The organism is Serratia sp. BNK-33-b (assembly GCF_048684565.1).
Lineage (GTDB): Bacteria > Pseudomonadota > Gammaproteobacteria > Enterobacterales > Enterobacteriaceae > Serratia > Serratia marcescens.
The window spans coordinates 3,919,486-3,934,345 of record NZ_JBLQTZ010000001.1 but is presented as its reverse complement, the minus strand read 5'-3'; the positions used below and the strand labels follow the sequence as shown (position 1 = coordinate 3,934,345).

Annotated in this window: 18 protein-coding genes; 11 read left to right on the top strand and 7 right to left on the bottom strand. The window is 59.7% G+C overall.

The genetic code is table 11. The annotated features are described in order from the left end of the window. Positions 1-101 precede the first annotated feature (101 nt). Complete coding sequence (leuE, locus tag ACMGGK_RS19070; RefSeq protein WP_049299711.1) at positions 102-740, bottom strand: leucine efflux protein LeuE; 639 nt, start codon at positions 738-740, stop codon at positions 102-104. Between the two features lie 237 nt (positions 741-977). On the opposite strand from leuE, the gene ada reads away from it, so the two are divergent. Further along, a complete protein-coding gene (ada, locus tag ACMGGK_RS19065; protein ID WP_420277470.1) occupies positions 978-2,033 on the top strand; it encodes a bifunctional DNA-binding transcriptional regulator/O6-methylguanine-DNA methyltransferase Ada in 1,056 nt (351 codons plus the stop codon). A 60-nt stretch (positions 2,034-2,093) separates the two neighbouring features. Next, positions 2,094-2,741, top strand: coding sequence for a 2OG-Fe(II) oxygenase (locus ACMGGK_RS19060; protein ID WP_420277131.1), 648 nt, complete (start codon positions 2,094-2,096; stop codon positions 2,739-2,741). On the opposite strand, the gene tehB is transcribed toward ACMGGK_RS19060, so the two are convergent. Both tehB and ACMGGK_RS19050 read right to left on the bottom strand, forming a co-directional pair. Next, complete coding sequence (tehB, locus tag ACMGGK_RS19055; protein ID WP_016928930.1) at positions 2,736-3,599, bottom strand: SAM-dependent methyltransferase TehB; 864 nt, start codon at positions 3,597-3,599, stop codon at positions 2,736-2,738. The genes ACMGGK_RS19060 and tehB overlap by 6 nt on opposite strands. Before the next feature lie 100 nt (positions 3,600-3,699). After that, positions 3,700-4,158 (bottom strand): GNAT family N-acetyltransferase, encoded by a 459-nt coding sequence (locus ACMGGK_RS19050; RefSeq protein WP_049299708.1) that lies wholly within the window; start codon positions 4,156-4,158, stop codon positions 3,700-3,702. Positions 4,159-4,287: 129 nt separating this feature from the next. Between ACMGGK_RS19050 and ACMGGK_RS19045 the strand changes: the two genes are divergently transcribed. Next, positions 4,288-5,391 carry a DUF1615 domain-containing protein gene (locus tag ACMGGK_RS19045; protein ID WP_049299707.1) on the top strand — a complete coding sequence of 368 codons (1,104 nt, stop codon included), beginning with the start codon at positions 4,288-4,290 and terminating at the stop codon, positions 5,389-5,391. A gap of 55 nt (positions 5,392-5,446) precedes the next feature. On the opposite strand, the gene ACMGGK_RS19040 is transcribed toward ACMGGK_RS19045, so the two are convergent. Continuing rightward, positions 5,447-7,126 carry an alpha-keto acid decarboxylase family protein gene (locus tag ACMGGK_RS19040; RefSeq protein ID WP_016928928.1) on the bottom strand — a complete coding sequence of 560 codons (1,680 nt, stop codon included), beginning with the start codon at positions 7,124-7,126 and terminating at the stop codon, positions 5,447-5,449. A gap of 675 nt (positions 7,127-7,801) precedes the next feature. Between ACMGGK_RS19040 and ACMGGK_RS19035 the strand changes: the two genes are divergently transcribed. From ACMGGK_RS19035 to ACMGGK_RS19020, 4 genes are all read left to right on the top strand, one after another. Then, positions 7,802-8,281, top strand: coding sequence for a universal stress protein (locus tag ACMGGK_RS19035; RefSeq protein WP_016928927.1), 480 nt, complete (start codon positions 7,802-7,804; stop codon positions 8,279-8,281). A gap of 156 nt (positions 8,282-8,437) precedes the next feature. Further along, positions 8,438-9,028 (top strand): lipid IV(A) palmitoyltransferase PagP, encoded by a 591-nt coding sequence (pagP, locus tag ACMGGK_RS19030; RefSeq protein ID WP_028128205.1) that lies wholly within the window; start codon positions 8,438-8,440, stop codon positions 9,026-9,028. Positions 9,029-9,154: 126 nt separating this feature from the next. Then, complete coding sequence (locus ACMGGK_RS19025; protein ID WP_033637239.1) at positions 9,155-9,643, top strand: DUF2501 domain-containing protein; 489 nt, start codon at positions 9,155-9,157, stop codon at positions 9,641-9,643. Between the two features lie 50 nt (positions 9,644-9,693). After that, complete coding sequence (locus tag ACMGGK_RS19020; RefSeq protein ID WP_016928925.1) at positions 9,694-9,957, top strand: DUF333 domain-containing protein; 264 nt, start codon at positions 9,694-9,696, stop codon at positions 9,955-9,957. A gap of 36 nt (positions 9,958-9,993) precedes the next feature. Here ACMGGK_RS19020 and ACMGGK_RS19015 read toward each other — a convergent pair whose 3' ends face one another. Both ACMGGK_RS19015 and ACMGGK_RS19010 read right to left on the bottom strand, forming a co-directional pair. Then, positions 9,994-10,518 (bottom strand): hypothetical protein, encoded by a 525-nt coding sequence (locus ACMGGK_RS19015; protein WP_239505755.1) that lies wholly within the window; start codon positions 10,516-10,518, stop codon positions 9,994-9,996. Continuing rightward, positions 10,460-10,750, bottom strand: coding sequence for a hypothetical protein (locus ACMGGK_RS19010; RefSeq protein WP_228009799.1), 291 nt, complete (start codon positions 10,748-10,750; stop codon positions 10,460-10,462). The genes ACMGGK_RS19015 and ACMGGK_RS19010 overlap by 59 nt, the downstream gene beginning before the upstream one ends. Before the next feature lie 34 nt (positions 10,751-10,784). On the opposite strand from ACMGGK_RS19010, the gene ACMGGK_RS19005 reads away from it, so the two are divergent. Together ACMGGK_RS19005 and ACMGGK_RS19000 are read left to right on the top strand one after the other, a co-directional pair. After that, on the top strand, positions 10,785-11,567 hold the full coding sequence (locus ACMGGK_RS19005) for a DeoR/GlpR family DNA-binding transcription regulator (protein WP_016928923.1): 783 nt from the start codon (positions 10,785-10,787) through the stop codon (positions 11,565-11,567). Positions 11,568-11,569: 2 nt separating this feature from the next. Beyond that, on the top strand, positions 11,570-11,953 hold the full coding sequence (locus ACMGGK_RS19000) for a VOC family protein (protein WP_049299704.1): 384 nt from the start codon (positions 11,570-11,572) through the stop codon (positions 11,951-11,953). Here the strand turns inward: ACMGGK_RS19000 and ACMGGK_RS18995 are convergent, their stop codons facing one another. Beyond that, positions 11,954-12,862 carry a LysR family transcriptional regulator gene (locus ACMGGK_RS18995; protein WP_033634044.1) on the bottom strand — a complete coding sequence of 303 codons (909 nt, stop codon included), beginning with the start codon at positions 12,860-12,862 and terminating at the stop codon, positions 11,954-11,956. It abuts the gene before it with no gap. 125 nt (positions 12,863-12,987) lie between these two features. On the opposite strand from ACMGGK_RS18995, the gene ACMGGK_RS18990 reads away from it, so the two are divergent. Beyond that, a complete protein-coding gene (locus tag ACMGGK_RS18990; protein ID WP_016928920.1) occupies positions 12,988-13,869 on the top strand; it encodes a pirin family protein in 882 nt (293 codons plus the stop codon). A gap of 116 nt (positions 13,870-13,985) precedes the next feature. Next, entirely contained in the window at positions 13,986-14,612 is a 627-nt protein-coding gene (gene ycaC, locus ACMGGK_RS18985; protein WP_420277130.1) for an isochorismate family cysteine hydrolase YcaC, read from the top strand. Positions 14,613-14,860: the final 248 nt, after the last annotated feature.

The window sequence follows — 14,860 nt, the reverse complement described above, 5'->3', positions numbered from 1 at the left end:
AAAGCGGCGGCTTTGCTCTGCCTGACATTCGGTTTGTCCTGCGTGTCATTTTGCCGTGACGGAACAGTAAACCGCGGCCGGCGGGCGCCGGCCGGGAGGGATCACGAGCTCAGGGTCGCCAGACGGGTGGCGAAACCGAGGAACAGCAGGCCGATCAGGCCGTTGCCGAGCTTCGCCAGGCCTTTCTTGTGATTGAAGAAATGCGCCAGCATCGCGCCGGAGAAGATCAGCGTGCTCATGTAGATAAAGCTGACGGCTTCGAGGATCAGCGCCAGAATGGTGAACGACAGCCCGGTGTGCGCGTAGTTGAAGTCGATGAACTGGACGAAGAACGACACGTAAAACAGAATAGCTTTCGGGTTGGTCAGGCTCAGCGTCAGCGACTTGCGCAGAATGCTGTGGCCGCCTTCAATTTGCTGCTGTTGCGCCTGCGCCTGCTGCACGAAGGTGGCGTAGAGGATTTTTGCGCCGAGGAACAGCAGGTAAATCGCGCCGAGAAAACGTACCAGGGTAAACAGGAACGGCGTGGTGCGGATCAGCGAAGCCACGCCGATATAGGCGCAGAAGATCAGGATCGCATCGCCGATAAACACGCCCAGCGCCGCGGTATAGCCGGCGCGCACGCCGCGCGATACGCCGGTTTTCAGCACGTACAGCGTATTCGGCCCCGGCAGAATGATGATGAAGACCACCCCGGCCAAATAGGTCCATAAATTCAGGACGCCAAAACTCTCTAACACAATAACCTCTCCATGCGCGCAACTAACAGGCAGAAACACTGGCCACGCCCGTGGCCGGCCGCGATCCTAACGCCGTGCAACCGGGTTGGCAACGTAATAAACTTCATGTTGTTGGTTAAAAATTGTCGAAACATTGTTGAAAACGTTGGCATCGAATTAAAAAGCAAGAGTCGGCGTGTTTCGCCAATGGCCCGTCACTATGCTGGTTAACATCGAAACCGCAGTGAGGAACGGATGATGAAAAACGTAATCGACAGCGCCGATCCGCGCTGGCTGGCGATCGTCAGCCGCGACAAGCACGCCGACGGCCGCTTTATCTACGCGGTGAAAACCACCGGCGTGTATTGCTCTCCTTCCTGCCCGTCACGCCAGCCGAATCGGCAAAACGTGGAGCTGTTCGACGATGCGGAGCAGGCGGAGGCGGCGGGTTATCGGCCCTGCAAACGCTGCCGGCAAGGGCTGACGCCGCTGACGGAACAGCATGCGTGGCAGATAGCCGCGGCCTGCCGCTATATCGAACGGGCGGAAAAAGCGCCGTCGCTGCAGACGCTGGCGCGCCACGTCGGGTTGAGCCAATACCATTTCCACCGGCTGTTCAAAGCGATCACCGGCCTGACGCCGAAAGGCTACGCCGATGCGCAGCGCAGCCAGCGCTTGCGCGCCGGTCTTACACAGCGGGAAACGGTGACCGACGCGATCTTCGACGCCGGCTATGGCGCCAATGGCCGCTTCTACCAGCAGGCCAACGCCGCGCTGGGCATGACGCCGAAGGCCTATCGGGCGGGCGGCAAAGGCATGCGCATCCATTTCGCCGTCGGGCGCTGTTCGCTGGGCGAGATCCTGGCGGCGCAGAGCGAGGTGGGCATCTGCGCTATTCTGCTGGGGGACGATGCGCAGCAGCTGGTGCAGGATCTGCAGGACAAATTCCCCAACGCCGAGCTGATCGGCGGCGATGCGCAGTATGAAGCGCTGATGGCGCAGGTGGTGGGCCTGATTGAAGCGCCGGAGAACGGGCTGGCGCTGCCGCTGGATATTCGCGGCACCGCGTTTCAACAGCGAGTCTGGCGGGCGCTGCAGGCGATACCGGTCGGCGAAACCGTCAGCTATGCCGATATCGCCCGGCGCATTGGGGCGCCCAAAGCGGTGCGCGCGGTGGCCGGCGCCTGCGCCGCCAACATGCTGGCGGTGGCGATCCCCTGCCACCGGGTGGTGCGCAACGACGGCGCCTTGTCCGGCTATCGCTGGGGCGTCGAGCGCAAGAAAGCCTTGCTGGAAAAAGAGGCGCAGCGATGAGCGGCGCGCTGGCGGCCCGGCTGGCCGAATTGGACTGGGCGGCGATCGAGCGCGAACTCGATGCGCAGGGCTGCGCGCGGCTGCCCGGCGTGCAGCCAAGAGCTGTGCCGCGAGCTGACAGCGCTCTACCCGCAGGATGCGCACTTCCGCAGCCGCATCGTAATGGCGAAGCACGGTTTTGGCCGCGGCGAGTACCGCTATTTCGCCTATCCGCTGCCGTCGCCGGTGGCCGAGGCGCGCAGCCTGATGTATGCACGGCTGGCGCCGGTGGCCAACCGCTGGAACGCCTTGTTGGGCCTGGCGGCGCGCTATCCCGCCGAACACGAAGCCTACCTGGCCGAATGCCACCGGGCCGGCCAACGGCGGCCGACGCCGCTGCTGTTGCGCTACGAAACAGGGGATTACAACTGCCTGCATCAGGATCTGTACGGCGAGCGGGTGTTTCCGCTGCAGGTGGCGTTTTTGCTCTCCGTCCCCGAACGGGATTTCACCGGCGGCGAATTTGTGCTGACCGAACAGCGGCCGCGGATGCAGAGCCGGCCGGAGGTGGTGCCACTGCAGCAGGGCGACGCGGTGGTGTTCGCCGTGCATCACCGGCCGGTGGCGGGAATGAAAGGTTACTATCGGGTCAATCTGCGCCACGGCGTCAGCCGGATACGCACCGGCCAACGCCATACGCTAGGGGTGATCTTTCACGACGCGCTATAGCTTGCGCGCCAGCAGGGTGGCGAAGCGCAGCGAGATGCGGTTGCCGTTGGCGTCGGTCTTATGCAGTTGGCCGACGTCTTCGTTGTATTTGAGGATTTCCCAGTCGCGATAATAATGCTTCAGCTCACCCGGGCTGAAGGTGAACGGGAACGGCAGCGGGCAGGGATAATCTTCGGTATCCATCGCCGCCACGATCAGGTTATGGCCGCCGCGCACGGTGCTGTCCTGCATGTTTTGCACGATATGCGGGATTTGCTGCCGCTCGAGGAACATCAACACCACGGTGGACAGGATGAAGTCATATTCGCCGCTGAAGCGGTGAGTATTGAGATCCTGCACCCCGGCGCGCAGGCGGGTCAGCTGCTCGGCGTCGACGATCTGGTTGAGGCGAGCTATCGACGGCGCGTGCTTGTCCCAGGCGGTGACGTCGAAACCTTTCAGATTGAGATAGAGCGAATTGCGGCCGCCGCCGCAGCCCAGATCCAGCGCCTTGCCCGGCGCGATGCGCGCCGCCGCCTCGATCACTTCGGAGTGGGTGCGCGTCAGTTCGTATTTCTTGTGGTAGTAATCTTCCGGCGTGCAGTAAAACGCCAGCCGGCAGGTCATGTCGTCCGAGAAGGAAACGATGCGATGCCACTGCTGCGGCGCGATAAACGGCGGCTGGCTTTCGGGGCTGAACTGCCAGGTTTCGGTGGTGGCGCCGTCTTCGGTCATCATGGCGAACGTCAGGTTGCCGCTCAGCACGGTGAGCTTCGCCCAGGTGCCGCTCTGGGTGTTGTGGCGCTGGCGGAAGGCTTCCGGCAGCGTATCGCTGTTCCATTCCGGCAGGGTTTTATAGCAAAGCAGCTGCTGCTCCATAGGGGGCTCCTCTGGCTGGGTGAGCAAAGTGATTTATATGGTGTATATAAAATACATCTTTATGCGTCATTTGAAAATCCCGAGCTTCGATAACCTATTGCTACAAACGGCGGCGCATACGGGTGGTGACCGCATCGAAACCTAACTTGGAATACAGGCGTGCGGCCGTCGGATTATCGTTGAACACCGTCAGTTCGGCATATTCCGCCCCCTGTGCTCTCGCCGCGTCCAGCACCGCGTTTAGTACCCGTTCGCCATAACCTTTGCCACGCCAGGCGTGTGTCACTTCAAAATCATAGATAAACAGCTGCTTACCGAAGGTTCGTTGCTCAATGGCGTACCAGACGGTGGCGATGCTGTCCTCGACATTCGGCAGTCTCGCGCATACCAACCGTTGATCGGGCATCGCCAGCCCTCGTTTGAAATTGGCTTCGGCCTCGATCAACGCGTGTTCCTGGCTGAGCTGAAACGAACGCGCCAAATCGTCTGCGTAAGCCTTTACCCCGTATTTACGGTAGTGATCCAGTTCCTGCGTCGTCATTTCTTTGAGTTCGATCATTTTGTTCTCCCTGCGTTGTTGGGTATTTCCCGGCCCACCTGTGCGGCGGAACGGGTATATTTATACTGGATTGTGCGCGGCGGCTGGGCTAATTTCAGTGCTGTTCATGTCATCACGTTCAGGGAAAAGATGCCGATACCTCGTTTATTCCACCCGATGCCCTTCCGTTTGCTGAGCCTGGCCGCGCTGCTGGCGCTGGCGGGCTGTACCAGCAAGACCACCACCACGGCGCCGGCGGCGCGTCCCGCCGACGTCAAAGCCCGACTGATGACGCTGATCCCGGCCAACGCCGGCGATCGTCAGGGCTGGGCCACCGATATTACCGCCGCCTTTGCCGCGCAGGGCATCGAACCGAGCGATGAGAACCTGTGTTCGGTGCTGGCGGTGACCGAACAAGAGTCGACGTTCCAGGCTAACCCGCAGGTGCCGGGGCTGCCGAAGATCGCCTGGAAAGAGATCGACCGCCGCGCCGATCAGATGCACATCCCGAACTTTTTGGTGCATACCGCGTTGAAGATCTCGTCGTCGAACGGCCAGAGCTACAGCGAGCGTCTGGATAAGGTGCGCACGGAGAAGGATCTGAGCGATATCTTCGATGACATGATCGACCGCGTGCCGATGGGACAGAAACTGTTCGGCCATTTGAACCCGGTACATACCGGCGGCCCGATGCAGGTGAGCATCGCCTTCGCCGAGGCGCACGCCAAAGGGTATCCTTATCCGGTCGACGGCTCGATTCGCCGCGAAGTTTTCAGCCGGCGCGGCGGTATGTACTTCGGCATTATGCATTTGCTGGGGTACCCGGCCGATTACAGCCGGCCGATTTACCGCTTTGCCGACTTCAACGCCGGCTGGTACGCCAGCCGCAACGCGGCGTTCCAAAACGCGGTCAGCCGGGCGAGCGCCATTCCGCTGGCGCTGGACGGCGATCTGATCGACTTCAGCAGCGATAAGCCCGGCTCGACCGAGCTGGCGGTGCGCACGCTCGGCAAGCGCCTGAACATGAGCGACAGTGCCATTCGCCGGGCGCTTGAGAAAGGCGATACGGCTGACTTTGCCGATACCGACCTGTATAAGAAGGTCTTTGCGTTGGCGGGCGGCAAGCTGCCGCGTGAGATGCTGCCGGGCATTCAGCTGGAAAGCCCGAAAATCACCCGCAAGCTGACCACCGCCTGGTTCGCCAAGCGGGTGGATGAACGCCGCCAGCGTTGCATGGCGCGCGCCGGCGGGTAACGGCATGAAAAACGCCGCCGGCAGCCTGAACCACCGGCGGCGCGATCATCGCGTCTCAGGCGCTGCGGCGCGGGTTGGTCAGGCCGAAGTTAAAGCTGTTGCAGCGGTTACAGAACTCTTTCATCACTGGCGGCGTGTCCATCATCGGCACTTTCACCTCGATAAACGCCAGCCGATCCTGCCGCGAGGCGTGTTCCAGGGCCATTTCCAACTGTTGTGTGGTTTCCACCGCCACGCTGAACGGCTGCGCCTGGGTATTCAATACCGCCGGCAGTTTGGCGTAGTCCCACGGGCTGATGTCGTTGTAGGACGAGTTTTCGCCGAGGATATAGCGTTCGATGGTGTAACCGTCATTGTTGATCAGGAAGATGATCGGTTTTTGTTCACAGCGCAGCAGGGTGGACACTTCCTGCGCGGTAAGCTGGAAGGAGCCGTCGCCGATGAACAGCAGGTGACGGCGTTCAGGAGCCGCCATCAGGGTGCCGAGCAGCGCCGGCAGGGTATAACCGATCGAGCCCCAAATCGGTTGGTTGACCACCTTGACGCCGCCCGGCATGCGCATGCCGCCGATGGCCGCGCCCGAGGTGCCGTTTTCCACCACCACCACATCATCCGCCTGAATGAAGCGTTGGATCCGCCGCCACAGATAGGCCTGGTCGAGAGGCGCGTCGCTCGGCGTCGCCAGCTTGTCACGCGGATCGGCCAGCGGTGATAAAGGCTGCGCCGGCGCGTCTTCGCTCAGATCCAACAGCGCCTGCAGCAGATCCGCCGTCGACACCGCCGGGTAGGAAGTCTTGTCCAGCGTCATCGAGAACGGCTGAATATCTACCTGAGCGGCGGCGGGAATTTGCTGCGAGAAATAGCCGGTGGTGGAGTCCACCAGACGCACGCCGAAACTCAGCACGCAGTCCGAGTGGGCCATGCGTTCATAGAGTTCGGGGCGCGATAGGTTGCCGCTGTAGCCGCCCATCCAACCGGCGGTATCTTCCGGAATAATGCATTTGGCGGTTGGCATATTGGTCAGCGGAATGGCAAAGCGGTGAGCGACGGCGATAACCTGCTGCTGCAACCGATAACGATCCACCATTTGGTCGACCAATATGATCGGGCGCTGTGCGCGTTTTATTTTGGTTAACAGCGCCATCGCCGCTAATTGCACATTGTATTTATCGCTCGCCGGCAACTGCGGCGGTGCTGCGGCTGCGGCAACTTCAATTTCGACATCGCAAATATCAGACGGCAGCTGTAAATATACCGGTTTCTTCTCTATCCAGGCGCGAGAAATAACGCGTGGAATTTCCTGAGCGGCATTTTCTGGCGTGATCAGAGCCTGAGCGACGGTGAATTGTTTAAAGCAGTTCATGACGTTGTCGAAATTGCCGTCGCCCAGGGTATGGTGCAATAGCTGATGATTCTTCATCGCGTGCAGCGGCGGCGTGCCGGCGATGCAGACCACAGGTGAAGATTCGGCATAGGCGCCGGCGATGCCGGACAACGCGGCCAGATCGCCGACGCCGTAGGTGACGATCAGCGCGCCGGCGCCTTTCATCCGTGCGTAGCCGTCAGCGGCGTAGGAGGCGTTCAATTCATTGCAGTTGCCGACAAATGTCAGCCGTTCGTCGCTTTCCAACAGCTCCAGCAGGCTGAGGTTATAGTCGCCGGGCACGCCGTAAATACGATCGACGCTCAGGGCATGAAGCTGTTGCAGAATGAATGACCCGATAGTTATTTTCATTGATTGCTCCGGATTATTTATCTTTATTTTGTCAGGCGAAAATCAGCAAAAATAAATTGCTGGCGATGTTGTGTCGTTAGCATTAACAGTTATTTAAAGTCTCGGCTTGTTCAAGATAAGGAGGGCGGCCGGTGAATAGGCGGTTTGTATTCGGCGCTTTACGCGAATGAGTAATACATAAAAAGTAGGGTTATTGGATTTTGGGAAGAGACGGTATTTTTCATTGACGGTATATCGGCAGAGAAGCGGCAGCGCATTGGCATTTATCGTGATGCAGGGCGAGACATCCGGTACTTTTGACGCCGCGTTAAATCCCATCGGGTGGCGTAACGCTTTTTGCCTGGGAAAGAAAAGCAGAACCTGGCGTAAAGGGGGATTTTGGTGATCCGCCGCACGCTTATTTCATGAAACCACTCTGTAACTAATAAAAAACAAAAAATTAACAATGAGGTTTTTTTATTCGGTCATGGTTGTCAGTTTTGCTTTACAGATGCCGCAATGCGCGCCGCGTCGGGCTGGTGTAAAAATGGGCCGTCACGGGCGTTAATATAACGTGGCGGTCATCACATTCTGTGGGAAGTGATACGTAAACTTTTCTCTACGTGTGCACGGATGGCGTATACCTACCAGAGGGGATCATGTCCCATTAGCGCTGGCCTGAGAGGGGGAAGTGTGATGAAAGGCTATCGACATATTTTGGTACTGATTCATAACGAGCGTGATGGGCTGCCGTTGCTGAGTCAAGCGGCGGCGATGGTGCGCGGGCAGCCAATCGCCCTCACTGTCGGCCATCTTAACGCCGACTATGCGGAACTGGAGTACGGCAGCGATGCGTTAATCAAGGATCGCCAGGCGCAGGAAGTGATCGCCGCCAAGGCGATGCTGAGCCGGTTGGTGAGCGCCGTCGATGTGCCGGTCGCGGTCAAGGAGATTGTCACCATAAGGCGCTTTAAGGACGTGAGCGATTTTATTCACCAGGCCGGCATCGATCTGGTGGTGGTCGGGCACCAAAACCGCCTGTTCGGCCTCTATTCCTCTTATTCCCTGGCGTTTGTGAACCGTCTCGATGTCGATGTGTTGGTCAAGCACCTTGCTCGCGAGTCGCGTGCGACAAAGCGGACTTTTCCCACGGTTTTGCCGCCCGAAAGGCGATAGCATGCGGATATCGGTACGGTCTGTCATGAATTATTGGGAATTTTCCGGTGCTAAACTTAACCAAAGCACAACGGGCGTTGGATAAATTAGATACGGCTTGATCTTGCCCAAGCTATCGGTAAAAATCTGCGGCCGTATTTTTACAGGAGCTTTACGATGTTTCTAAAACGGACTCTTTTGGCGTGTTCTCTGGCGTTGATATTTCCTGCACTGCCTTCTTACGCTGAGGTTGGTGCAGAAAGTGGCAATGCCGCACAGGCTGAAAAACCGGGTTTATGGCAGCGTTTTACCGATAACGTGGCGGAGACCTGGAACAACTCGCCTAACCACGATCTCTATATCCCGGCCATCACCTGGCACAACCGTTGGACTTATGATGATGAGCATATCGATAAGTACAACGAACGCCCGTGGGGCGCCGGTTACGGCATCTCCCGCTACGACAGCGACGGTGACTGGCACGGCATCTATATCATGGCGTTCAAGGACTCCTTCAACAAATGGGAGCCGATCGGCGGTTACGCCTACGAGAAGATCTGGCGCCCGCTGGATGACAAGGATTTTCGCCTGGGGCTGGGCTTCACCGCCAGCGTCACCGCGCGCGACAACTGGAATTACATCCCTATTCCGGCGCCGCTGCCGCTGGCCTCTATCGGCTATCAGCGGCTGACGTTCCAGGCGACCTACATTCCCGGCACCTATAACAACGGCAACGTGTTCTTCGCCTGGCTGCGCTGGCAGTTCTAAACTTCCTGAATTCCGAAAAACGGCGCGGCGGCGAGATAAAAGGAACTTGTCGCCGCCGACGGCGTCGGAAGGGTATCCCGGCGCGCTGCGCCGATTGCATGCCGTTATGACAGGAGTTTCACCACTATGATCACCAAACATCGTTTATTGCTGGCTTTGGCGCTGTCCGCTACCCTGGCCAGCGGAGCCTCCCAGGCCGCCGGGCTGATGGATTCCCTCAGCAGCGCAGCGGGCGAACTGAGCAAGTCGGGCGGCGACAGCAGCGGCGGCATGTCGCTCTCCTCGTTGACCGGCCTGCTGAACGGCGGCGACAAGGCGTTGAGCTCCAGCAGCATGACCAATGCCGCCGGTATCCTGCAGTACTGCGTGAAAAACAACGTGCTGTCGGCTAACGGCGCCGAAGGGGTGAAAGATCAGCTGCTCAGCAAGCTGGGCATCACCAGCACCGAAAACGCCAAGAGCCAGGATTATCAGCAGGGCCTGGGCGGCTTGCTGCAGACCGGCGAAGGCAAGAGTCTGGATCTGAACAGCCTGGGCACCTCGCAGATCACCGAGAAGGTGAAGCAAAAAGCCTGCGATCTGGTGCTGAAACAGGGCAAATCCTTTATTTCATGATGAGCGAACGGCGGAGCGCTCCGCCGTTCGTTTTTGCATAAGCTGAAAAAATGAAAAAAACGTTGATGCTTTCCCTGCTGGCAGGGATGACGATGTTGCAGGGGTGTTCCGTGAAATCCAATGAGGCGCCGCCACCGCCGCAGGTGAAACCGATCGGCATGGCGAACCCGGCCGACGTGTACTGCACCCAAATCGGCGGCAAGTTGAACGCCAAAGAGAATGCGGCAGGCCAGTATTCCACCTGTACCTTGCCGAGTGGGCAGGAAATTGAAAGCTGGGAACTGTTCCGCCGCGATCATCCGGTGAAAAAGTAACCCTATGCGGCGCCGGCTCTTCCGCCCGGCGCCCGATCAGAATTGGCGATCGCCTATCGGCTGCAGCTGCAGGCTGCCATCCTTCTGTGGCGTCAGCGGCATGCGCCAATCGCGCTGTTTATCCAGGTTGAACGGCCGGGAGCGGAACATGCAGCCGGTCTTGATGTTCTTGATTTTCATCACGTGTTCCGCGTCCGCATTGATTTTTACCTCGAAGCTGCCGGCGGGCGGAATAAAGACTTCCGCCAGCTGTTGCGGCGCCGCCGGCGTTTCCAGTTTGACCAGCACCGCGAAATCGTTGCCCTGATTATCCAGCGTCAGCCGATGCAGGCCGGATGCGGGCAGCCGCGTCGGCTGATGCAGATAACCGGCTGAGGCGGGCCACGGCTGGCCGGCATTGTCGTGCAACGGCCCACCGCACTGTTCGCGCGCCTCTCGCAGCGGCATTTCGCGCTTGATTGCGCGATTGTAATCGGCGGGGGCGGCGAGGCTGAATTCGTCGTCATATTGGTGGGCGTGCAGATAGCGCTTGGCGCCGAGCACCCCAACGGCGACCAGCATGAAGAACAAAAATATCCTCAGGCGATTTTTGAAAATCAGTCCGAACAGCTTCCCGGGGAGTTGAAACAGCCACCTTGCGATCGTCAATAACATTGTTTTCCCTTAGCGCCCAAGCCGTTACGTCTGCGGTAACTTCGCTTGCCTCAGTATAGCCAACATCCCGCAGGCGAAAATCCTGCCCGGCGATTTTTCTTCCGCCCTGGATTGTACGTTTTTGTTTGTTTGTGTACATTTATGATCACTTTTAGCGTCACCGGATTGACATGATGTCCAAACTGTTACCGAATGAGCGTCACCAGGCCATTCTTGACACGCTCCGCCAACAGGGGCGGGTGCTGGCCCTGGAGATGGCGCAGCGGCTGAACACCACCGAAGCGACCATCCGCCGCGATCTGCGCCAGCTGGCGGCGCAGAACCTGTGCAAACGCATCTATGGCGGCGCGCTGGCGCCGACGCCGGCCGAGGGGCCCGTTGCGACGCGCATTGCGCTCAGCGGTGACGAGAAGCTGGCGCTGGCGCAAACCGCGCTGGGGGTGATCGGTGAAGAACAGCTGATCTTCCTCGACGCCGGCAGCACCCACCTGTATCTGGCGGATCTGTTGCCGCGCGATCGGCGTTTAACGGTGGTGACCAATGCATTGAGCATCGCCGGCAAAATGCTGGAGCGGCCGGGGATCCGCACCATCCTGATCGGTGGCGAGTTGGATGCGCAGGTCGGCGGCTGCGTGGACGCCAAGGCCGCGGAAGAAATCGACGGTTTCCATTTCGATTTGGTGTTCACCGGCATTTGCGCCTACGACCCGGCCGGCGGCTTCTCCGCGTTGAGCTACCAGGACGCCACCTTCAAAAAGCGGCTGTTGACGCGCGCCGGCAGCGTGGCGGTGCTGTGCACCCGCGACAAGCTCAATACCTACGCCCCTTACCCCTTCCTGCCCGCCGGGCGGGTGGATCATCTGGTGACGGCGCGCGGCGCGCACCCGCAGCTTGAGCTGCAGGTGGCGCAGGGCGGCGGCCAGGTTTGGCACAGCGATTTACCGACCGGAGAATGATGATGAAAATAGCCCATGTTGCTCTGTGGACCCGTGACATCGACGCGCAGCTGGCGTTCTGGCAGCGCTATTTCAACGGTGCAGCGGGGGAGGAGTACGTCAGCCGCAACCGGCCGGGGTTCGTTTCCCGCTTCGTCAGCCTGGCGGCAGGGCCGACGCTGGAGATCATGCGCGTGCCGACGTTGCTGCCGGCGCAGGCGCAGGAGGAGCGGGTCGGTTGGGCGCACATCGCGCTGTCGCTGGGGGATGAGCGGCAGGTCGATCGGTTGGCGCAGCGCGCGCAGCAGGAGGGCATTTTGCTGTCCGCGCCGCGCTGGACCGGCGACGGTTTCTACGAGGCCGTCATTCGCGATCCAGACGGCAATGCGATCGAAATCACCGCCTGATCACTCTTCTTCAATGCTGGCGAACTGCTCGCCCAGATAGTCGAGCAGCAGCCGCACCGCCGGCAGCAGGCCGCGGCGCGACGGGTAAACCGCATGCACCACGCCGCCCTGCGGCTGCCAGCCCGGCAACAGTTGCACCAGCTCGCCGCGCAGCATGTCGTCGCGCATCATCATCGCCGGCAACTGAACGATGCCGGCGCCGGCGATGGCGGCGGTGCGCAGCATCAGCATGTCGTCGGTGACCAGCCGCGGCGTGTGCTCCCACTCCACCCGTTCACCCTGCGGGCCGGTCAGCCGCCATTGGTGCTGACCGCGCGCCGGGCCGAGATCGAGCGTCGGGTATTTACGCAGGTCTTCCGGCGTGTGCGCCGGCCCGAGGGTGCGCACCAGCGCCGGGCTGGCGGCGACGCACCAGGTGCGCTGCGCCAGGATTTTCAGCACCAGATCGCTGTCCTCCAGCGGCGGCGGCCGCACGCGGATCGCCAGATCCAATCCTTCCCCCACCACGTCCACCCGGCGGTTGGTGGCCTCCAGATGCACCGTCACCTTGGGATAATCGGCCATAAAGGCCGCCACCATGCTGCCGACGCGAGTGTGCAGGATCGCCACCGGGCAGGACATGCGCACCGTGCCGCAGGGCTCGGCGCGCGTCTGTTCGATCGCCTGCTGCGCCGCTTCCGCTTCCACCAGCATCGCCTTGCAGTGCGCGTAATAGGTTTGGCCGACCTCAGTCACCGAGAAGCGCCGCGTCGAACGCTGGATCAGGCGCACGCCCAACCGCTCCTCCAGCAGCGCCACGCGGCGGCTGAGCTTGGATTTGGGAATGCCCAGCGCCCGGCCGGCGGGGGCGAATCCCTGGTGATCGACCACGCTGGCGAAGAAAAACAGATCGTTCAGATCGGTCAGCATCGTATCCCTTATCGTTCTATCAGTAGAACGCTGAGTGTACATCTTGCCTACTACTGCAGCAAACTCCGGCGGATTAAACTTCTGACATCAACTTAAGGCCGTGAGGTCTGAAACGGGAGTTCAAGATGAAAAAAATCCTCGGTATTCACAACAGCCCGGAAGCACATTGGGTCGGTAACGGTTTCCTGGTGAATTCGCTGTTCTCTTATAACGATTTGGGGGCGGAAATGAGCCCGTTCCTGCTGCTGGATCACGCGGCGCCAACCAAATTCCGCTCCGCCTCCGGCACCCGTGGCGTGGGTCAGCACCCGCATCGCGGGTTTGAAACGGTGACCATCGTCTATCAGGGCGAAGTGGAACACCGCGACTCGACCGGCAGCGGCGGGGTGATTGGCCCCGGCGACGTCCAGTGGATGACCGCCGCCTCCGGCATCCTGCACGAAGAGTTCCATTCGCGGGACTTCTCGCGCAAGGGCGGCACCATGGAAATGGTGCAGCTGTGGGTCAACCTGCCGGCCAAGGACAAAATGGCCGAGCCGGGTTACCAGACGCTGTTGAACGCCGATATTCCGGTGGTTCCGCTGGCGGACGGCGCAGGGCAGGTGCGGGTGATCGCCGGTGATTTTGGCGGCCACGCCGGCCCGGCACGCACTTTCAGCCCGCTCAACGTGTGGGACATGAAGCTGAATGCCGGCCATACCACCACGCTGACGGTGAAAGAAGGCCATACGCTGGCGCTGGTGATGCTGCACGGCGCGATCCTGGTCAACGGCGAAGACGTGGTACGTGAAACCCAAATGGTGCGTTTCGACCGGGCGGGGGATTCGATCACCATCGAAGCCAACAACGACGTCGCGCTGCTGGTGCTGAGCGGCGAACCGATCGATGAGCCTATCGTCGGCTACGGCCCGTTCGTCATGAACAGCGACGCGGAAATCCAGCAGGCGTTCCGCGATTTCAACAGCGGCAAGTTCGGCAGCATGAACGCCGAAGCGAGCGCCGGTTGAACTTTGGCGCCTGGGGCGGGCCGTGTTTCCCGGCTCAGGCGCTACACTTAAACCTCAACGCCCCGCCGCAAGGCGGGGCGTTCCATCCGCAACATCAACCCCACAGGAGTAAAACCATGACTGCAAACTACAAGCGCCTCGACAAAGACCAGGCCGCCGTATTGCTGGTGGATCATCAGGCAGGGCTGCTTTCGCTGGTGCGTGATATCGATCCCGATCGGTTTAAAAACAACGTGCTGGCGCTGGGTGATTTAGCGAAGTACTTCAACCTGCCGACCATTCTCACCACCAGTTTCGAAAACGGCCCCAATGGCCCGCTGGTGCCGGAACTGAAAGCCCAATTTCCCGATGCTCCCTTTATTCCGCGCCCCGGCCAGATCAACGCCTGGGACAACGATGACTTCGTCAAAGCGGTAAAAGCCACCGGCCGCAAGCAGCTGATCATCGCCGGCGTAGTGACCGAAGTGTGCGTGGCATTCCCGGCGCTGTCGGTGCTCAATGAAGGTTTCGAGGTCTTTGTGGTGACCGACGCCTCCGGCACCTTCAATGAGCTGACGCGTCAGTCGGCCTGGAGCCGCATGGAAGCCGCCGGTGCGCAGCTGATGACCTGGTTCGGCGTCGCCTGCGAGCTGCACCGTGACTGGCGTAACGATATCGAAGGGCTGGGCACGCTGTTCTCCAACCATATCCCGGACTACCGCAACCTGATGACCAGCTATAACACGCTGACGAACGGTAAGTAACGCGATAGATGGGCAGTATTTGCTGCCCATCATTTGTATTTGGATTCTGTATAAGTACCAACCAGCAATGGTTCACTCGCTATAAATTCCCATCTGTTAATACTTCTATCTTTTTTATTGTGATCGGCTATAGGTCTTTGCGCTTCCATTTTGATTAAGGCTATTTGTTCTGCTATATAACTAATAATTAATGTTAATTTTATTAAATATTGACGGAGTTCTATTTAAGAGCCCCGCTTTGTTGCAAG